We start from the raw sequence: 19,711 nt of genomic DNA, 5'->3' as shown, positions 1-19,711 counted from the left end.
GGTGTACCGCGTCTCCGAAGTAGAGGTGGTCATTCCCGTGTTCATGACGTGAAGCCCGCCGAAAGGCGGATCTCGGCGGCGGTCCGCGCGACGACGTCCTCCACGGTGCACCCCGGCGCCAACTCGACCAGCTCAAGACCCGGTTCGCCCCGTTCCGTCACATCGAGGACGCAATCGAGGACGCAGAGGTCGGTGATGATCTGGTCGACGCACCCCTTGCCGGTCAGCGGCAGCCCGCACTCCTCGACGATCTTCGCGGTGCCGTCCTTGGCGGTGTGCGTCATGACGACGATGACGGTGCGGGCGCCGTGCACCAGGTCCATCGCCCCGCCGATGCCGGTGATCATCTTGCCCGGGACCGCCCAGTTGGCGAGGTCCCCGCGCGCGGAGACCTGCATCGCGCCGAGCACGGCCACATCGATGTGACCGCCGCGGATCATCCCGAAGGAGAGCGCCGAGTCGAAGCAGGCGGCGCCCGGCAGGACGGTCACGGTCTCCTTGCCCGCGTTGATCAGGTCGGGGTCGACCTCGGCCTCCGTGGGGTAGGGGCCCACCCCGAGGATGCCGTTCTCGGACTCCAGGACCACCTCCACGCCCGGCGGGAGATGGTTCGGGATCAGCGTGGGCAGGCCGATGCCCAGGTTCACGTACTGCCCGTCGCGCAGTTCGCGCGCGGCGCGGGCGGCCATCTGTTCGCGGGTCCAGGGCATCAGCCGCTCACCGTCCGCTTCTCGATCCGCTTGTCCGCCGCCTGCTCCGGGGTGAGCGCGACCACGCGCTGCACGAAGATCCCCGGCAGATGCACCGCGTCCGGGTCGATCTCGCCGGGCTCCACCAACTCCTCCACCTCCGCGACGGTGACGCGCCCCGCCATCGCCGCGAGCGGGTTGAAGTTGCGGGAGGACTTGCGGAAGACGAGATTGCCGTGCCGGTCGCCCTTGGCCGCCCGCACCAGCGCGAAGTCGGTGCGGATCCCGTGCTCCAGTACGTAGGGGGTGCCGTCGAACTCGCGCACCTCCTTGGCCGGTGACGCGAGCGCGACGCCGCCCTCTCCGTCGTAACGCCATGGCAGACCGCCGTCGGCGACCTGCGTGCCGACCCCGGCCGGGGTGTAGAACGCCGGGATGCCGGCCCCGCCCGCCCGCAGCCGCTCGGCGAGCGTGCCCTGCGGGATCATCTCGACCTCCAGTTCGCCGCCCAGGTACTGCCGGGCGAACTCCTTGTTGGCGCCGATGTAGGAGCCGGTCACGCGGGCGATGCGGCCGGCCGACAGGAGCACCGCGAGGCCCGACTCCATCGCGCCGCAGTTGTTGGACACCACCCGCAGGTCCGAGGCCCCGGACGCGTGCAGCGCCCGTATCAGCTCGTTCGGTACGCCGCTCAGACCGAAGCCGCCGACCGCGAGCGACGCCCCGTCCCGGATGTCGGCCACCGCATCGGCGGCCGTGGCCACCACTTTGTCCATCCGCGCACCCCCTCTCTCCCGGCTCGAATCGATCAGGGCGATCCATTCGAGTAATTAATCAGGGCACTGATTATTTCTGCGAGGATAGAAGCAGCCCAAGTGCCTGGCAAGGGTGGGCAGCACATGGGATCGGGAGCGAGTATCGTTCAGCGCACCGATGAAAAGCCCCGAAAGCCGGAGAACCGGAAGCCGGGAACCGGAAGCCGGGAACCGGAAGCCGGGGAACCGGAGAAGCGGAGGACCTCATGGCCGCGGTGGACCTCGCCACCCATCCCGGGCACCTGGCCCGGCGGCTCCAACAGGCGCACTACCTCCTGTGGAACACGATGGTCTCCGAGGAGATCACCTCACCGCAGTTCGCGGTCCTCAACGCCCTCGTCGCCGAGCCCGGCCTCGACCAGCGCACCGTGGGGGAGCGGGTGGGCCTCGACCGGTCCACCGTCGCCGAGGTCATCGGCCGGCTGATCCGCCGCGAGCTGCTCGACAAGGTCCGCGACCCGCAGGACGGCCGCCGCTATCTGCTGCGCCTCACCGACGAGGGCAGGCGCATCCACCGCAAGCTGACCGTGCGCACCGCCCGGATGAACCAGGTGTTCCTCGCCCCGCTCTCCACCGACGAACAGAGCGTCTTCTTCGACCTGCTCCAGCGGGTCGCGGACGCGGCCGAGAGCCTGCGCAACCCCGGGGAGCCGCTGGCGGCCCCGCGGGCCTGAGCGCGCTCACGGCTGGGCGTAGACCACCCACACCTGCCCCTTCGCGAACGGCAGCGGCTTGCCGTCGGGAGTCGTGAACAGGGTGCCGTCCTCGGTCGACGCGCGCTTCCAGCGCGCGTCATAGGCGTGCCCGTCCCGCAGGACGCGCGCACCGCCCTCGCCGACGGTCTCGGTGAACGGCGAGACGTTGCCCGAACGGTCGTGGAAGTGGGACTGCCGCACCTTCGTGTACTGCACGACGACCGTGGACGCGGCCAGCTCCTTGCCGTCGGAGGTACGCGCCCGCTCCCCGTCCATGGCGATGCGCCAACGGCCCTCGTACTCCACCCAGTCGAAGGTGAAGCGGGCCGAGGGGAAGCTGATCGTCCGATGCGTCTCCGGTGTGCCGCCCGCCGGTCGCGGCCCGAACCGGAAACCGGTGCTCTCCAGTGCGCTCGCCCGCGGGGCCGCCTTGAGAGCGGCGGGGCGTACGAAGAGGTCGTGCGGCGCCTTTCTGGTGTCTTCCCGGTAGTAGGCGTCCTCGGGGGCCTTCTCCGGCGGCAGGGCCCGCAGGGGCGCGCCCGCGATCAGCGGCAGCAGCTTCGACTGCGCTCCGGAGAACGCGAGCACGGGCGTGTCGAACTGGCGCAGGAGTTCGAGATCTGTCTCCCGCGCACTGCGCACCGGCCCGACCGCGGACGGCACCCGGGACGCGTACACGCCCATCAGACGGCTCAGCCCCGCCTCCACCTGTTCGACGTACACGACGTCCGCGGCGTCCAGCCCCGTCTGCGGGCGCGCCTGCGGAACGTTGTCGATCTTCACGGCGAGCGCGGTGCCGCCGGGACCGCTCCCGGGGCCGCCGCCCGGGGCACCGCCGGGGGTGCCGACGGGGCCGCCCGAGGGCGGCTCCTTCCTGTCGCTCTCCACCGTGCAGCCGACCGCAAGAGCGGCCAGCACCACCGCTGCGAGCCCCGCACGCGTACGCATCCCACGTCGTCTCATGGGTACGTCATACCTCGTACGCGCCCGATATCACCCGAAATCGAGCGCGTTGCGTAGACCGAGCCGGTAGCGGGTGCGGTCGTGGCGCTTGGCGAGCTCGACGGCCGGGGCGCGGTACAGCGGCGTCACCGTGCACGGCTTGTGGTCCGAACCCACCCGCTCCAGCAGCGCGTTGACCGCCTGGCGGGCCGACGCGTTGGCGCCCTCCATGGTCGCGAGGTCGATGTCCACGGAGACGTAGTCACCGGAGAGGTAGAGATTGGGGATCTTCGTCGCGGCCGACGGACGGTTGTGCAGGGTGCCGACGGGGTGGATGAGGAGCTCGTCGTCGTTGGTGGGGTTCGGTGTGCCGAGGCCGTCGACGCCCGGGTCGAGGAACCACGAGTGCAGCTTGCTGTCCTTCAGGACCGTCTTGCCGGTGTCGTTCAGCGCCGCCTTGAGCTGCGCCCACACCTCCTTGGCGACCTCGTCGCGGGTGCACTGCTTGGCCGTCTTGCCGTACAGGATGCCCGGCTTGTCCCACTCGGAGATGTCCACCGACAGGCAGTCGACCGCCACGCCGTCGCCGTAGTCGGCCGGGAAGTCGCGCTCGGGCCAGTGGCCCGCCTGCGCGATGCCGGTCAGCGACCAGGGCGAGTCGATGCAGTTGAAGTGGCCCTTCACGAGGGGCGGGCGCTCGGTCAGATAGAACTGGATGCCCGTCATCCAGTCCGTCTGCAACTTGTCGCAGCGCGCCAGCTGCGGGTCGGCCGCCTTCATCGCGGCGCTCCACGTCCTGCGCGCGTGCTCCACCGGCATGGCCTGCACGTAGTGGTCGGCGGTGATGTCACGCCGTACGCCGTCCGGGTCCTCGACGACGGTCTTGGCGACCCGGCCGCCGCCGAACGCCAGCTCGCGCACCGTCCAGCCGACGCGGAACTCGACGCCGAGCGACGTCAGGTGACTCACCCAAGGATCGATCCAGGCCTCGTTCGTGGGCGCGTTCAGGAGCCGGTCGGGCGGGCCGTCCGCGCCCTGGCCGAGCGCGTTGAAGACGAAGGCCTCGCCGAGGGTGCCGACCGTGCGGGTGCTCGCCTCCTCCGCCTTCGTCGCGACGATGTTGCGGGTGACGCCGATCGCGAGGATGCGCTGATAGTCCTTGGACATCTTCTCGGCGCGCACGAAGTCCCACCACGGCGTCGACTCCCACTCGTCGTCGCGGCGCTCGTCGCAGCTGGTGAGGAAGACCAGGGCGCGGTTCACGAAGTACGCGACCTCGTGCGCCGGCAGGTTGAAGGCCGTGTCGAGCAGCGCGGTGAGCGCGCGGGCGATGTCGTCGAGACTGAGCCGCTCGGGCTGACTGCCGGGCCACGGGATCGGCATGCGGAGGTCCTCGCGGCCGGTGCGCGCGAACGACATCTCGTGGGGCGCGACGAGGTTGTCCCACACGCCGTTGGCGTTCCCGGGGAAGGGGATGCGGCGCATGGTGTCCGGAAGGTTGTGGTAGATCCCCGGGATGAAGCGGAAGCCGTGCTCGCCGGGCAGCGGCTTGCGGTTGCCCTTCGCGCTGTCCGGTACGTCCATGCTGCGGGCCTTGCCGCCGAGTGCCCGGCGTTCGTAGACCGTGACGGCGAAGCCGCGCTCGGCCAGTTCATGGGCGGCCGTCAGCCCCGCGACGCCGCCGCCGAGTACGGCCACGGACTGCTTCGCCCGCGGCGCGCCCGGCGCTGCGGCGGCGGGACGCGCGGCCACTGCCACTCCCAGCGCGGCCGCCCCGCCGACCGCGGCGGCCCCCGAGACAAACCCCCGCCGCGTGCTTCCCTCGGCACGTCTGTGCCCCATGCCCCAGCCCCTTACCGTCGGTAACTGACGTGTCAGGCGCAGGAGCATACGGTCGCGGACGGTGAGGCGGAAGGTGTGGGGGAGCGGCTTCACGCATTGGCGTGATTGCGGTGGCGGCAGGTTTGTCGCCGCCTGTCGGCGTCATGGAGCGGGTTGGCTCATGGAGAGCGTGGTGAGAAGCGCCGTGGTCAGCGCCGGGTGAATCGGAGGAGTCGCTGAAGGGGGCCCCGCGCCGGGGAGGAGCCCGGGTCTCGGGCAGGCGTGCGTGGCGGCGTGGTGGAGACGCGGGGGACGAGGGTGCGGCTGCCCTCCGCTTCCAGGAGGACAGCCGGTCCGCCGTCGGTAGCGGCGGCCCAGTCGACCCGGAGCGTGAACGGCCGTGGCGCGTCGCCCGGCAGCTCGGCCGTCAGCACGGTGACGCCGCGGCGGCGCTTCCCGCAGGTGGCCACGACCTTGCCGTCGACCAGGACTTCGACCGGGTCGCGTGCGCCACCGACGCATACGGTGATCGAATGTCCGCCCCGGTCGAGGTGAAAGCGGGAGTCGTGCGACATGGGCCACCTCCCCGTCCCTGCCGGCGACGTCAGTGACGCACCCGGCCGGTCTTCCTCTCCCAGCCGCTGCCCGTCCAGGCGATGTGCGCCTCCGGGACATAGTCCCCGCAGCGCGGATTGTGGCATGGTCCCGCGACCCAGGTCGGGACGAAGACACCGAGGTTCTTGTGGCGCACCACCACGGTGTCGACAGGTTCCTTGCACGAGCCGCAGACATGCCCTGACGCGGTCGTCCGGTGTTTCCGCTCGCCGTTCATAACACCACTTTACTAGTACTTGGTGTTTTTTAGCACCCTTTTACCGTGCGTTGTCCACGTTCCAGAGACCGGGCTTGCCGGCTACTGCGGGGTTGTCCGAGGGCGTAGCAGGCTGAGTGCGACCGAGACCGCAAGGACGACGGAAATGACCGCGAGGCTGATCAGTGACGGAATCTCGGGGATGGCACTGCTGATCGTTTTGTGCGAGGCCTGTAGGACGAGTTTGACGCCGATGAAGGCGAGGATGATGGCCAGGCCCTTGCTGAGGTAATGGAAGCGGTCGAGCAGCCCCGCCAGCATGAAGAAAAGGGCGCGCAGGCCGAGGATGGCGAAAGCGTTGCTGGTGTAGACGATGAACGCGTCGCTGCTCACGGCCAGCACGGCGGGCACGCTGTCCACGGCGAAGACGAGGTCGGCGGCCTCGATCGCGGCGACGACGGCCAGCAGCGGGGTGGCGACGCGTTTCCCGGCCTCTTTCACGAAGAAATGCGTGCCGGCGTATTCGTCCCGGACCGGTACGACTTTGCGCAGCAGGCGTACGGCGATGCTCTTGCCCGGGTCGAAACTGTCCTCCTCCTCTTTGAGGATCTTGTAGGTGCTGTAGAAGAGGATGAGCGCGAAGACGAACAGCACGGCCGTGAAGCGGCTGACCACGGCCACGCCCGCGGCGAGGAAGATGCCGCGGAAGACCAGGGCGCCGAGCACACCGAAGAACAGCACGCGGTGCTGATAAGCGCGCGGCACCTTGAAATAGCCGAAGATCAGCGCGAAGACGAAGAGGTTGTCGACCGACAGGCTCTTCTCCAGCAGCCATGCGGTGGTGTATTCCACCCCGGCGGTCGTCCCGACCACCAGGAAGACGACGGCGCCGAAGAGGATGGCCAGTCCGACCCAGACCGCGCTCCAGGCGGCGGCTTCCCTGAATCCGATGACGTGGGCGTGTCGGTGCGCGAGCAGGTCGACCGCCAAGGACACCAGTACGGTGACGGCGAAGACCATCCATAGCCAGAACGGCACACTGTGCACGGCCTCGACCCCCTGGGTGCGGCAAACCGGTCATCACTTCCGAGTGTGCGGTGCGGGGCCGCGGCTGTCCTCCCGGCGGCCCGCCCCCGCAGGCCGCGCTCACCCCGGTGGCGGGCCCAGCACGTCCGTGAGCGAGTACCGCACCGGCTCCTCCAGTTGGGCGTAGGTGCAGCTCCGCGGGTCGCGGTCGGGGCGCCATGTGCGGAACCGCGCGGTGTGGCGGAAGCGCTGCCCGTTCTCCATGTGGTCGTACGCCACTTCGCAGACCCACTCGGGGCGCACCGGCACCCACGACAGGTCCTTCTTCCCCGACCAGCGGCTCGGCGCCCCCGGCAACCGCGCCGTCTCGTGCGCCGCCTCCTCCGCCCAGGCGGCCCACGGGTGTCCCTGCGCGGATGCCATCCGCAGCGGCTCCAGCTCCTCGATCAGCTCCGCCCGCCGCTTCATGGTGAAGGCCGCGGCGACGCCCACGTGCTGGAGGGCGCCCCCGTCGTCGTACAGGCCGAGGAGGAGCGAGCCGACGACGGGGCCGCTCTTGTGGAGGCGGTAGCCCGCGACCACGCAGTCCGCCGTGCGCTCGTGCTTGACCTTGAACATGACGCGCTCGTCCTGGCGGTAGAGCAGATCGAGCGGCTTGGCGATGACGCCGTCCAGACCCGCGCCCTCGAACTGTTCGAACCAGCGCAGCGCCACCTCCGTGTCGGTCGTCGCCGGTGCGACATGGACGGGCGGAGTCACCCCGGAGAGCGCGGTCACCAGCTGTTCACGGCGTTCCGTCATGGGTGCCGCGGTCAGCGACTCGTCCCCGAGGGCGAGCAGGTCGAAGGCGACGAACGACGCGGGGGTGCGCTCGGCGAGCGTCGCGACGCGCGACGCCGCCGGGTGGATGCGCTCCGTGAGGGCGTCGAAATCCAGCCGCCCGTCCCTGGCGATCACGATCTCGCCGTCCATCACGCAGCGCGCCGGAAACCGCTCCCGCAGGGCCGCCGCCAGCTCGGGGAAGTAGCGGGTGAGGGGCTTGCCCGTGCGGCTGCCGATCTCGACCTCGTCGCCGTCGCGGAAGACGATCGCGCGGAAGCCGTCCCACTTGGCCTCGTACTGCATACCCGGCGGGATCTTCGCCACGGGCCTGGCGAGCATGGGCTTCACGGGCGGCATCACCGGCAGATCCATACTCCGATTCTGCGGTGATTCACCGCATACCGCCCGGTGTGCGGTGAATGTCCGGCACCTTTAGCGTGGCTCCATGGGTGAAACCAAGGGCAAGAGCGCGGCCGTGGAGATCGACACGGGGGAGCGGACGGTCCGCCTGTCAAGCCCGGACCGGGTCGTCTTCCCCGAGCGCGGCTACACCAAGCTGGACCTCGCCCAGTACTTCGTGGCCGTCGGCCCCGGCATCCTCCGCGCCCTCAGGAACCGCCCCACCACCTTGCAGCGCTACCCGGACGGGGCGGCCGGCGAGTTCTTCTACCAGAAGCGGGCGCCGAAGAACCACCCCGACTGGATCCCCACCGCCACCATCACCTTCCCCAGCGGCCGCACCGCCGACGAGATGTGCCCCACAGAGGTAGCCGCCGTGATCTGGGCGGCCCAGTACAACACACTCACCTTCCACCCCTGGCCCGTACGGCGCGACGACATCGACCACCCCGACGAGCTCCGCATCGACCTCGACCCGCAGCCCGGCACGGACTACGCCGACGCGGTGCGGGCCGCGCACGAACTGCGCGCGGTCCTGGACGAGTTCGGCGGCCTGGTCGGCTGGCCCAAGACCTCCGGCGGCCGGGGCCTGCACGTCTTCGTGCCCATCGAACCGCGCTGGACCTTCACCCAGGTGCGGCGGGCCGCGATCGCCTGCGGGCGCGAGTTGGAGCGGCGCATGCCGGACCAGGTCACCACGGCGTGGTGGAAGGAGGAGCGCGGCGAACGGATCTTCGTCGACTACAACCAGACGGCCCGGGACCGCACCATCGCCTCCGCCTACTCGGTACGCGCCCGCCCGCACGCCCCCGTGTCGGCGCCCCTGCGGTGGGACGAGGTCGACGACGCCGCGCCCGAGGACTTCGACATCGTCACCATGCCGGAACGCTTCGCGAAGGCCGGCGACGTCCACGCGCGCATGGAGGAGCGGGCCTACTCCCTCGAAGCCCTCCTGGAGCTCGCCACCAAGGACGAGCAGGACCACGGCCTCGGCGACCTGCCGTATCCGCCGGAGTACCCGAAGATGCCGGGCGAACCCAAGCGCGTACAGCCGAGCCGCGCGAAGCACGAGGAGTGACGCGCCGCTCGTCCGCGCCGGCCGGCGGCGGAGTCAGATGGGGTACGCCGTGTGGATGTTGCCGTCACGGATGACCACCTCCACCTCGCTCGTCACCCGGCCACTGCCGTTCACCCCGACCGGACTGCCGTGGTCGAAGCGGTGGATGTGCGAGTCCTGGCCCATCCTGGCGCGCGGGTTGGGCAACGCGGGCGTGCCCCGGATGCCCTCCTGGAGACGGCGGCCGAGGGCGAAGTCGTCACCGTCCCAGAGGAAGTCGTCGTTGAACTCGCCGGGGATGTTCGGCTCCGTGCCGTAGTCCGCGGTCTCCCGGACGCGGTCCTGGGCGCCCGGGCCGTGCTGGCCCTCGATGTGGGTCTCACGGTCCGAGGTGATCCCGTGGTTGCCGTCGCAGCTCGGCGCCAGACCCCAGGGGTCGGTCCAGCGCAGCGGGTCCAGGACGTAGGCGTGGTGGTTGGGCGCCGGGGCCAGGCCGAGCGGGTCGGCGCTGAGGTAGCGGGCGTTCGCGGGATCGTAGTAACGCCGGAAGTTGTAGTGCAGGCCCGTCTCGGCGTCGTGGTACTGGCCGGGGAAGCGGAGCGGGCAGTCGGCGCCCGTGGCGGCTCCGCCGCCGACGCGCGTGCCCCACAGGGTGGTGCGGGCGCGCCAGGCGACGCGGCCCTCCTCGTCGACGAGTTCGGTGGGGGTGCCTACGACATCGGTGACGATGGCGTAGAAACGGCGGTCGACCTCCTCCTGGTCGAGTCCGCCGGCCCGGTTGCCCGCCCGGCCCCGGTCGAGCCCGCCCCCTTCGCTGCCCGTCCCGGCCCGCTCCAGCTGTAGCAGTGCCCGGTTCGTCCCCGGCGCCCACTCCCAGCTCGTGGTGGCGCCGTCGGCAGACGTGTGCTGCTCCGCCAGACGCGCCCCGTCCCACGTGAAGACGGTCTCCTCGACCGTCCGGCCCTCGCCGTCCGCCGACAGCAGCCGCTTCGCCACCCGGCGCCCGAGACCGTCGTACACATAGGCCCAGCACCGGCCGTCCGGCGTGGTGACGGCGGTCAGCCGGTCCTCGGTGTCCCAGGTGTAGGTCCACGCGCGCGTGCCGCCCGACAGCAGCTTGCGGGACTGGCGGACGAGGCGGCCCTGCGCGTCGTGGACGTAGGTGATGTGGCCGGACCTGCGGACCAGGGTGCCGTCGTAGACGCGCTCGCCCTGCGGGCCCTCGGGGGTGTCCGCCCGGCTGATGTTGCCCGCCGCGTCGTAGGCGTACCGCTCCGACCAGTCGGCGGCCGTCACCGACTCCACCCGGCCGCGTCGGTCGTGGCGGAAGCGGCGGGCGCCGTGGGCCTGGTCCTCGATGGCGGTGAGGCCGCCGTCCTCGTCGTAGGCGTAGGAGCGCCGGAGCAGCGGCCCGCCGTCCCCGTCGTCTCCGCCCCCCGTTACCCGGGTGAGGGTCTGCCCGGTCAGGCGGTGGCCGGCGTCCCACTCCTGCGCCAGGACCGCCGAGTCACCGATGCGGCGCGCCGTCTCGTGCCCGGACGCGCCGTAGGAGAAGGCGAGTTCGTGGTCGCCGACACGGACCTCGGTGGGGCGGTTGTTGGCGTCCCACTCCCACCGGCTGACCGCGCCCGACGGCGTGCGGCGGGCGACGCGCCTGCCGAGGATGTCGTAGGTGTTGTGCAGCGTCCGGCCGTCGCACTGTTCGGCGACGACCCGGCCCGAGGCGTCGCGCGTGAACGTCAGCTCGGTCTGCGGTGTCGTGGCGCGGACCAGCCGTCCCGCGGCGTCGTACGCGAACGACGTGACGCCGTCGCGCGAACGGCGCTCGACGACGCGGCCGCAGGCGTCGCGCACGAACGTGGTCGTCTCCCCGGCGCCGTTGGTGCGCTCGGTCAGCCGGCCCGCCGCGTCGTAGGCGTACGTGAGGGAGCGTCCGTTGAAGTCGGTCTCCCGCACGAGACGGCCGGCCGCGTCGTACGCGTACGTCCACACGGCGCCGGCCGCGCTGGTCACCGCCGTGAGACGCAGCTCGGTGTCGTAGGTGAAGCGGACCGTCGAGGCGTCGGCGCCCTCGCCCTCGGTGCGCCGGGCGCGACGGTCGAAGTGGGTGATGCCGTAGGTGACGGTGCGGCCGTCGGGGCCCGTGTACCGGACGACGTTGCCCTCGGCGTCGTAGACCCAGCGCTCGCGGGTCCCGTCGGGCAGGAGGCGTTCGGCGGGCCGCCCCTCCACGGTCCAGGCGGTGCGCGTCACGGCGCCCGTGGCGTCCCGCGAGGCGACGACGCGTCCGAAGGCGTCCCGGGTCAGCCGGGTGCCGCCGCCGAGGGGCGGAGTGGTGGCGAGGGGCAGGCCGGTGGTGTGCGGCTGGGCGCGGTGGGTGGCGCCGAGCGCGTTGGTCACGCTGGTGAGGCCGCCGGACGCGTCGTACGTGAAGGTGGTCCGCGCGCCCAGGGGGTCGACGGTGGCGATGGGCCTGCCCTGCTCGTCGTAGGCGTGGCGGCGGGTGCCGCCGGTGGGCAGGGTCGTCGTGACGGGGCGGTCGAGGTCGTCGTACTCGGCGGTGGTGACGGAGCCGTCGGGCCGGACGATCCGGGTGAGGTTGCCGCGCTCGTCGTAGGTGTAGTGGGACGTGTGGCCGAGCGGGTCGGTGCGCGACAGCATGCGGTCGTACGCGTCCCACTCGGCGTACGTGGTGTGGCCGAGCGGGTCGGTCTGGGCGACGAGCTGGAGACGCTCGTTGTGCCGGTAGGTCGTCGTGTGGCCGAGCGAGTCGGTGTAGCGGGTCGTGCGCTCCTGCGCGTCGTAGGCCACGGTGCAGGAGAGGTGACCCCCGGCGCCCTCGCCCCGGACGCAGCGATCCTCCGCGTCGTAGGTGAAGCGGTACCAGGAGCCGTTGCGGTCGGTCCATGACGTGATCCGTGCCCGCTCGTCGTACGTCAGGGTCAGCGGCAGGCCCGAGGAGTTGACGATCTCGGTGAGGTTGCCGTGGGTGTACCCGTAGCGGATGAGGGTCGTGCCGTCGGGCCGGCGTCGGGGTCGTGCAGCCGCAGCGCGGTGACCCGGCCGCCCTCGGTGTCCACGTCGAGGCGGCGGCCCGCCGAGTCGCGGACGGCGACCGCGTTCCCGTGCTTGTCGCGGTCGAATTCGATGCGACGGCCGTTGCGGTCGCTGATCGCCGCGAGCGGCAGCGTGAACGCCTCGTCGTTCCCGGTGGGCCCGGCGAGCGGCGCGAAGTGGCGGGTGCGGCCGGTGGCGGGGTCGGTGATGCGGATGGGGGCGCCCGGGGTGCCGTCCCAGTCGAGCGGCAGGCGCGGGCCGTGCAGGGGCATGACCGACGTGCCGGGCGCGGGCACCGGGTAGGTGAGGATCATGCCGTCCTCGGTCGCGAACAGGGCGCCCTCGTGGTCGAGTTCGAGGCGTTCGTCGAGTGTGGAGGCCCACGACGGGCCGAAGGACCGGCCGGAGGTGTACGTGGACAGATGCGTGCGCCGCAGCACCACCGGGAGCAGGCCCGGCAGATCGACGTCGGTCTCCTCCATGATCATCTCGCCGGAGACCATGTCGATGGGGTCGCCGTTCTTGCAGCGGCCCTTGCCCGGCTTGCTCGTCGCCGCGCCGTCGGCGCCGCGCCGCAGACCGTTCTTGAGACCCTTGGCCATCCCCTTGAGGCCGCCCTTGCCCAGCCCCTTCATGCCCTTGGCCAGCTTGCCGACGGTGGTCAGGCCCTTGCCGCCGGGGATGCAGTCCATGGCCGCGAACGCCACGTCCATGAGGCCTGCTTGGCCTTTTCGGTATTTGTTGAGGGTGTCGGCGAGGACGATGGCGCCGGCGACGATGACGATCGCGGCGAGGATCGGGCCGCCGATGATGATCGCGATGACGCCGACGACGGCGACGACGACCTTGCAGATCTCGACGATGGTGTCCCAGTTGTCGGTGACCCAGTCGCCGATCTCCTCCCACCACTTGCGGTTCCTGATGCCCGCGTCGGAGGCTTCGTCAATCTTCCGCTTCGCGGTACCGGCCGCCTCCTCGCGCATCTTGCGCGCGTCCGCGGCCATCTTCTTCGCCGCCTCCAGCGCGCTCTTCGCGGCGTCGACGTCGCCTTGGGCGGACTTCTGGGCCTTCTCGGCGGAAGCGGCGTTGCGGGTGGCGGCGCGGACCTTGTCCTCGTCCGGCTTGGGCACGTCCTTGCCCTTGGAGCCGCCGTCCTTGTACTTGTCGGCCTCCTTGCCCGCCTTCTCCACCCACGAATCGGCGGAGGAGAGACGGGACTTGGCGCTACGGAGATCCGCCTGGGCCTCGCGGCCCTTGGCCAGGGCCTTGTCGGCGAGGGTCTGGGCGCGCTCCAGCTGGGGCCAGTACGCGGCCAGTGCGTCGCCCGCCATCCCGTAGGACTTCTTGAGCTTCTTCAGCTTGGCCGGCGCGTCCTCGAACTGCTCCGTGAAGGCATCCGCGGTCTTCCCCGCCCATTGGAGGATCGCGTCCTCGCCCGCCATCCCCTTGATGTCGCGCAGGACTCTGCCGACGTCGTCGGCGAAGTCGTGCAGGTTCTTCGCCAGCGACCGCACCCGGTGCGGATCGCCCGGCGTCGGATCCTTGTCCAGATCCAATATGTGCCAGTCGGCAGGCCTGTAGCTCACGTCATCCCCCGTCACACAAGCTCAGTTCTGTGCACGCATGCTTGAGGGAAGGTACTGGACCGTCGTCACCAGGTAAAACGGCGCAGGGAATCGCGGATGTGCCCGGCTCGTAGACTCCCGGTGTGAGCGATGACCAGATGATCCCGCCCGACCCGGCGGAGCTGAGGAAGCTGGCCGAAGGCCGACCGGAGCGGCTGCGGGGACTCGCCGCGGAGCTGGCCGCGAGCCGGCGCCTCCCGGAGCTCGAACCGCTCTTCGCCGCATTGCCGCACAGTGCCACCGACCCGGAGGCCGAGCTGCGGGCCTGCGTCCTTGGCGAGCTGTCGCTGCGGGGAGTGCCATGGCGGCAGCGGCCCGCGCTCGACGCGTACGCCGAGCGGCTGCGGGAGGCGGGGCACCCGCTGGCCCGGCTCCCGGAGACGCGGCTCGACATCGAGCACCGCTTCGGGGCACGGACGCGCGGCGCCGGACCCGTGCGGTCGGCGGGCCAGCTGCGGGCGCGCTTCCCGGAGGTGCCGGACTCCGAGCGCGGCACGGCGGCCGGGCGCACCGCGCGGGAGGCGCCGGACGCGGCACGCTCGCGGGCGGCCGCCGGGGCGTTCACCGCCGGCGGCTGGGCGCGCGAACCGGAGGCCCGGTTCTTCACGCTGCCGCGGCCGCTGGCCGGGGACGACTTCGGGATGTCGTTCCTCAAGGAGCTGCCACTCGACTGTCTGGCGGGGGAGGTGGGCCCGGGCGGGCTGCCGGCCTGTGTCACGGCGGCGGACGACGCGCTCAACGAGCTGTACTCGGCGGCGGCCGTCGGCGGCGTCAACGGCCACCCCCTCCACGGCGCTTACGCCCGGCTCCACGCCTGGCAGGGGCTGTACGCCCTGCTGGACCTGCCGTCGGACACACCGTTCCTGGAGGCCGTGCGGTACGCGGCCGGCTGCCGGTGGCTGCGCTTCATGGCGTTCACGCGGTGGTTCCGGCACGACACGGCCGACGTGGGCCTCGCGGTGCTCGACCCGTCCGGCACACGCGTGTCGGTGCTGGCGGCCACGGACACCGACGACTAGGCCCCCTCATCGGCACCCCACCGCGACGGCGCCCCCGCCCCGTTTCGGGGGCGAGGGCGCCGATGCGCAACGGCAGGGGGCTCGGTTACAGCTCCTTGATCCTGATGTCCCGGTACGACACCACGTCCGTCACCCCGTGGACCTGGAGCCCGAGATAGCCGGACGCGTAACGGCGTCCGTCCGTGCCCGGGTCGTCGCCGCGCGGGGGCGTGAACTCCTGGCCGCCGACGTTGTCGAACTCGTTGATCAGGACGCCGTTGCGATAGACCGAGTAGTGCTGGTCCACCACGCGGATCTCGTAGTCGTTCCACGTGCCCTTCGGGGTGACGCCGGCGCCGGCCAGGCCCACCCGGTCGAAGCCGTAGACCGACCCGGTCTTGTACATGTCGCCGTCGGGGCGGTCGAGCACCTGCACCTCATGCCCGTACTTGATGGCGACCCACTCCGGACGCGACTCCTCCGGATGGTCGTGGACCTGCGGGAAGCGCACGAAGACCCCGGAGTTGGTGTTGCCGTTGCCCGGTGCGTCGTCGCGCCACTGGAGCTTCAGCGAGAAGTCGCCGTACTTCCGCTGCGGGAACCACAGCATGCCCATGCCCTGCACGGCGGTGCTGCTGGTGATCGTGCCGTCGTCGTTGAGCCCGAACTTCCCGCCGCCCACCTGCTCCCACTTGTCGAAGGACTCCTTGGTGCCGTCGAAGATCTCGCGGTAGCCGTCCGTCTGGCCCGGCTTGCCGATGCCCGACTGCTTGGCGGCGCGGTTGATCTTGTTGTACTCGCGCTGGTCGATCTCGCCTTCTTTAAGAAGCCTGTCGGTTACGGTCTTGACGTGCTTCAGGAAGAGCGCGTGCGAGGTCCACTCCTTCTCGTCCTCGATCAGTTCGTTGATGCGGCAGCGGTTGTTCGTGACGCGGTTGGGGACACCCGTGTCGACCGTGCCCACGATCACCGTCAGCCGCTCGTCGAACTCCGGGCAGTTGGGCGCGGGCACGCCTCCGCCCTCGGAGACCGTGAAGGCGACCGTCCTGGCGTCGGCCGTGTTGCCCGCCTTGTCGCTCGCCCGGTACGCAACGGTGTGCCGCCCCACGCGGTCGACGACGACCGGCGCCTCGTACGCCAGGTACGGGCCGCCGTCCAAGGAGTACTCGATCTTCGCGATCCCCGAGCCCGAGTCGGTCGCGGTGACCGTCAGCTTGGCCCTGCCGAGGTAGGCGCCGTCGGAGTCCTTGTCGCCCTCGACCTGCGCCGACGTCTCCGGAGGCGTCCTGTCCTCGGCCGGAGGCGCGACCACGGTGAACTCGACGGACTTCTCGGCCGCCTGGTTCCCCGCCCTGTCGGCGGCGCGGTAACGCACCTTGTGGGTGCCCGTCTCGTGGACCATGACCGGGGCGGTGTACGCCTTCCAGGCGCCGCCGTCACCGATCGCGTACTCGATCCTGTTGACGCCGGAGCCGGTGTCGGACGCCGTCACCGTGACCGTGGCCATCGCGACGTACTGCCCCTGGTCATCCTTCTCGCCGGACACCGTGGCCGACGTCTCCGGAGGCGTCCTGTCGTCTGTCGACGGCGCGACGACCTTGAAGTCGACCGACTTCTCCGCCGTCACGTTGCCCGCCCGGTCCGAGGCCCGGTAGCGGATCTTGTGGGAGCCGACCTGGTCGACGACCACGGGCGCGGTGTACGGCTGCCAGGCACCGGATGCCCCGACCGCGTACTCGATCCGCTCGACGCCCGAACCCTCGTCGGTCGCGCTCACCGCCACCGAAGCCGAACCGACGTACGCGCCATCGGCGTCGGTCTGCCCCTCCACCTTCGCCGACGTCAGGGGAGGCGTGGTGTCCTCGCCGCCGCCCTCGGTCACCACCAGGATGCCCTGCATCGCCCCGTGGCCGGGGATCGTGCAGTAGTAACGGTAGCGGCCGGGGGCGAGCGTGACCTCGGCCGTGTGCTTGCCGCCCTGGTCGTCGTTGGGGTTGGCCAGGATGTTCAGCGGGACGTCGTTGTTGTACTCCGGGTCGGAGACGTCGAACGTCAGCGTGTGCGGCATGCCCGTCGTGTTGCCGGTCGCCTCGCTGTTCTCGAAGACGATCGTCGTCGGTCCCGCCACCGCTGTGGTGGGCGCCGACTTGTACTTGTTGATGTCGTTGTCGGCCGTCCAGGTCAGGGTCTGGGCCGCCGCGATCCCGGTGTTGTCGTCACGTGCAGTGGCCGCCGTCGACGTCAGGCCGACCACCATGAGGAGCGAGGCCAGCAGTGCCATGTACAGTCTTCGCTTCCTTGCGGTCCGTACGGTCTGTGCTGTCGGGGAACGCCTCATCCCGCCCTCCTCGCCAGATCACCGGCGGCCGGGGTCGGCCCGCCGCCCCTGTACGTCACGCGCCACAGCGCGGACTTGGAGTCCGAGGTGAAGAAGCCGCGGCCGTAGTCCAGGACGTACAGGGAGCCGTCCGGCGCGAACTTCCAGTCCATGAGGTTCCTGATGCCGTCGTTGCCGATCGGGATGATCTTCTTCAACGATTCGGCGTGCACCGGCAGACCGCCGTCGCCGACCGTTTTCGGGTCGGTGAGCACCGCGTGCCGCGGCTGGTCGCCGTCGTAGAAGTCGCCGACGAACCACTTGCCGTCCCAGTACGAAGGCCACGCGTCGGCGCTCGCGCTCGCCGCGTCATGGCGGTAGACCGGGCCGTTCATCGTGGCCTGGCCGCCGCCCTTGAGCCACGGCAGGAGCTGCTTCTGCTCCTCCGTCCTGTAGCTCGGCACGCCGTTCGCGTCGCGCGGGTAGTCGATGCCGCCGCCCTGCGGCGAGTACCAGATGTTGTTGGGCTCGGCCGGCGGGATGTTCACCAGGCCGTCGTTGTTGGGCGACTCGTTCTTGAGGTTCTCGCAGTCGTACCAGCCGAGCGGCTTCGACGGGTCCGGCAGGTTCCGGTCGCGGTAGGGCTGGTTGTTGCCCATGCAGTACGGCCAGCCGCGGTTGGAGGCGTGCGTGATCGCGGCGAACGTGTCGTACTTCGCCGGGCCCCACGTCGTCGACGGCGCGGACGCGTCCGGGCCGACCCACCCCACGTACAGCGTGTCGGTCTTCTTGTCGATGGAGATGCGCGCCGGGTTCCTGACGCCCATCACATAGATCTCGCCGCGCGTCTTGCCGCCACCCTCGTCCTGCTCCTTGCCGGTGAAGAGGTTCCCTTCGGGGAGCGTGTACGTCCCGTCGGGCTCCGGGTGGATGCGCAGGATCTTGCCGTTGAGGTTGTTGGTGTTGCCGGCCGTGCGGCGGGCGTCGGCGAAGGAGACGCCCTTGAAGTTCGGCTCGGGGTTGTTGCCCGAGTAACCGTCCGTGAACCGCGAGGAGTTGTTGTCGCCGGTCGCGATGTACAGGTTGCCCTTGGAGTCCCAGGCCATCCCGCCGCCCGAGTGGCAGCAGCTGTGGATCTGCACCGGCCACTTGAGCAGCACCTTCTCGCTGCCCATGTCCAGCTTGTTCGTGGCCCGGTCGAGCGTGAAGCGGGAGACGTACCGCTGCGCCATGTGCGTCTCGCGGTTGATCTTCGCGTGGGGTGTGTAGTGCAGGTACACCCACCCGTTCCGCTCGAACTCCGGGTCCACCTCGATACCGAGCAGCCCCTCCTCGACCTTGATCAGCTCATCGCCGCCGCCCTTGTTGCCGAAGACCGACAGGGCGCCCGCGAGCGTCACCTTCTTGGTCCTCGGGTCGTAGACGTGGATCTCGCCCGTGCCCTTACCGATGTCCGGGTTGTTCCAGTCGGTGATCACCGGCCGGGAGGAGTCTGCGCCGCCGCGGCCGATGTAGAGGACCCGCCCGTCGGGTGCGGTGACCAGGCCGTGCGGCTCGCCGATCTGGTCGTTCTGCCCCGGCTGATTGGCCTGGGTCAGCCGCTCCGCCCTGTAGTTGGCGTTGATCGTCGCCTTGCAGTCGGCGCGCGCGATGCGGGTCGTCCACAGCAGGGCGCCGCGCAGATGGCCGCGGAAGTCCCCTTCGTCGTACGACGACGCCGTGCCGCCCATGCCGGTGTAGAAGGAGCGTCCGCCGTCGTAGTCACGGCACCACGACACCGGGTGGTCCCAGCCGTTCCTGCCCTGGCCCGGCTGGTACGTCGACTCCCGTACGCGGGCGACCGTGTGCACGTCGCCCGAGGCGTTCTTCGTCCAGTTCAGCCACCGGTCGGGCCGCTTCCACTGGAGGGGCAGGCCCTTGGTCGCCGGGTGCTCGCGGTCGCCGACCTCGACGGTCGCCCGCTGGACGTTCGTCGGGCTCGGCTCGGCGGGGCGGGCGCCGATCAGGCCGGTGAACCAGGTCGAGTACGGCTCGGCGCGGGCCGCGTCGTGGATGCCGAGGAAGCCGCCACCGGCCTCCATGTAGGCCTCAAGGCCCGCTTCCTGCTCGGGGTCGAGGATGTCGCCGCCACCGGTCAGGAAGGCCACGGCGTTGAAGGTGCCGAGCTTTCGCTCGTTCGTGAACACGGACGGATCATCCGTCGCCACGATCCTGAACCGCTGGGCGGCCGGGCCGGATTGGCCGATCTTCTCGATCGCCTCGATGCCGGCGTTGACGACGGGGGACTCGTCGCCGCCCGCCGCCGAGCCGTGGAAGACAAGGACCTTGACGTTGGCACCGCCGGGCGGCGAAGGCAGGGACATCGTTGTCAACGGCGGTTCCGGGTACGGCCGCGCCGAGGCGGCCTGTGCCGAGAGGGCCCCGGTGACCAGGGCTCCCGACAGCAGAGCGGCCGTCCAGGCCCGGCGCGAGCGGTTCGGTCTGCGTCGTGTTCTGCGCAACCCTCGTACGGTCAAGGGCTCTTGATGCGGTGTGCGCCGCATGACTACACCCACCCCTCGTCGGTCACAGCAACAGCGCCGATGAAGCTAGACCTCTTTTAGCAACTCGCCAATAGGTATCACCGCGATAGGCCGA

The 19,711-nt window shown here is 70.6% G+C and carries 15 protein-coding genes; 3 read left to right on the top strand and 12 right to left on the bottom strand.

Translation table 11 applies throughout. The features are described 5' to 3' along the window. Positions 1–41: 41 nt before the first annotated feature. Together ACOBQB_RS04020 and ACOBQB_RS04015 are read right to left on the bottom strand one after the other, a co-directional pair. Positions 42–710 (bottom strand): 3-oxoacid CoA-transferase subunit B, encoded by a 669-nt coding sequence (locus tag ACOBQB_RS04020; protein ID WP_423588830.1) that lies wholly within the window; start codon positions 708–710, stop codon positions 42–44. Then, positions 710–1,465, bottom strand: a complete 756-nt coding sequence (locus tag ACOBQB_RS04015; protein ID WP_423588829.1) for a CoA transferase subunit A — start codon at positions 1,463–1,465, stop codon at positions 710–712. Before ACOBQB_RS04015 ends, ACOBQB_RS04020 begins: the two co-directional genes overlap by 1 nt. A gap of 245 nt (positions 1,466–1,710) precedes the next feature. On the opposite strand from ACOBQB_RS04015, the gene ACOBQB_RS04010 reads away from it, so the two are divergent. Next, on the top strand, positions 1,711–2,178 hold the full coding sequence (locus ACOBQB_RS04010; protein ID WP_423588827.1) for a MarR family winged helix-turn-helix transcriptional regulator: 468 nt from the start codon (positions 1,711–1,713) through the stop codon (positions 2,176–2,178). A 6-nt stretch (positions 2,179–2,184) separates the two neighbouring features. Here ACOBQB_RS04010 and ACOBQB_RS04005 read toward each other — a convergent pair whose 3' ends face one another. The 6 genes from ACOBQB_RS04005 to ACOBQB_RS03980 form a co-directional block, all read right to left on the bottom strand. Then, positions 2,185–3,162 (bottom strand): DUF3048 domain-containing protein, encoded by a 978-nt coding sequence (locus ACOBQB_RS04005; RefSeq protein ID WP_423588825.1) that lies wholly within the window; start codon positions 3,160–3,162, stop codon positions 2,185–2,187. Positions 3,163–3,192: 30 nt separating this feature from the next. After that, the gene (locus tag ACOBQB_RS04000) at positions 3,193–4,983 is read right to left on the bottom strand and encodes a hydroxysqualene dehydroxylase (protein WP_423588823.1); all 1,791 of its coding nucleotides are present in this window, start codon (positions 4,981–4,983) and stop codon (positions 3,193–3,195) included. 188 nt (positions 4,984–5,171) lie between these two features. Beyond that, positions 5,172–5,537, bottom strand: coding sequence for a hypothetical protein (locus ACOBQB_RS03995; RefSeq protein ID WP_423588821.1), 366 nt, complete (start codon positions 5,535–5,537; stop codon positions 5,172–5,174). A 29-nt stretch (positions 5,538–5,566) separates the two neighbouring features. Further along, positions 5,567–5,794 carry a hypothetical protein gene (locus ACOBQB_RS03990; protein WP_423588819.1) on the bottom strand — a complete coding sequence of 76 codons (228 nt, stop codon included), beginning with the start codon at positions 5,792–5,794 and terminating at the stop codon, positions 5,567–5,569. 81 nt (positions 5,795–5,875) lie between these two features. Further along, positions 5,876–6,820 carry a TerC family protein gene (locus ACOBQB_RS03985; protein WP_423588817.1) on the bottom strand — a complete coding sequence of 315 codons (945 nt, stop codon included), beginning with the start codon at positions 6,818–6,820 and terminating at the stop codon, positions 5,876–5,878. 99 nt (positions 6,821–6,919) lie between these two features. Next, positions 6,920–7,993, bottom strand: coding sequence for an ATP-dependent DNA ligase (locus ACOBQB_RS03980; protein ID WP_423588815.1), 1,074 nt, complete (start codon positions 7,991–7,993; stop codon positions 6,920–6,922). Positions 7,994–8,066: 73 nt separating this feature from the next. On the opposite strand from ACOBQB_RS03980, the gene ligD reads away from it, so the two are divergent. Further along, a complete protein-coding gene (ligD, locus tag ACOBQB_RS03975; protein WP_423588813.1) occupies positions 8,067–9,098 on the top strand; it encodes a non-homologous end-joining DNA ligase in 1,032 nt (343 codons plus the stop codon). 33 nt (positions 9,099–9,131) lie between these two features. On the opposite strand, the gene ACOBQB_RS03970 is transcribed toward ligD, so the two are convergent. Further along, positions 9,132–11,888 (bottom strand): RHS repeat-associated core domain-containing protein, encoded by a 2,757-nt coding sequence (locus ACOBQB_RS03970; RefSeq protein ID WP_423588811.1) that lies wholly within the window; start codon positions 11,886–11,888, stop codon positions 9,132–9,134. Positions 11,889–12,019: 131 nt separating this feature from the next. Beyond that, positions 12,020–13,720, bottom strand: a complete 1,701-nt coding sequence (locus ACOBQB_RS03965; RefSeq protein WP_423588809.1) for a DUF6531 domain-containing protein — start codon at positions 13,718–13,720, stop codon at positions 12,020–12,022. Between the two features lie 122 nt (positions 13,721–13,842). On the opposite strand from ACOBQB_RS03965, the gene ACOBQB_RS03960 reads away from it, so the two are divergent. Beyond that, positions 13,843–14,778: a DUF6183 family protein gene (locus ACOBQB_RS03960; protein WP_423588808.1), complete on the top strand. Its 936-nt coding sequence runs from the start codon at positions 13,843–13,845 to the stop codon at positions 14,776–14,778. Between the two features lie 85 nt (positions 14,779–14,863). Here the strand turns inward: ACOBQB_RS03960 and ACOBQB_RS03955 are convergent, their stop codons facing one another. Both ACOBQB_RS03955 and ACOBQB_RS03950 read right to left on the bottom strand, forming a co-directional pair. After that, positions 14,864–17,038, bottom strand: a complete 2,175-nt coding sequence (locus ACOBQB_RS03955) for an OmpL47-type beta-barrel domain-containing protein (protein WP_423588806.1) — start codon at positions 17,036–17,038, stop codon at positions 14,864–14,866. Positions 17,039–17,091: 53 nt separating this feature from the next. Then, on the bottom strand, positions 17,092–19,617 hold the full coding sequence (locus ACOBQB_RS03950) for a ThuA domain-containing protein (protein WP_423588804.1): 2,526 nt from the start codon (positions 19,615–19,617) through the stop codon (positions 17,092–17,094). Between the last annotated feature and the right edge of the window lie 94 nt (positions 19,618–19,711).

It is taken from the genome of Streptomyces sp. G5(2025) (assembly GCF_049542075.1).
GTDB lineage: Bacteria > Actinomycetota > Actinomycetes > Streptomycetales > Streptomycetaceae > Streptomyces.
This window is presented reverse-complemented; position numbering and strand designations above follow the sequence as displayed.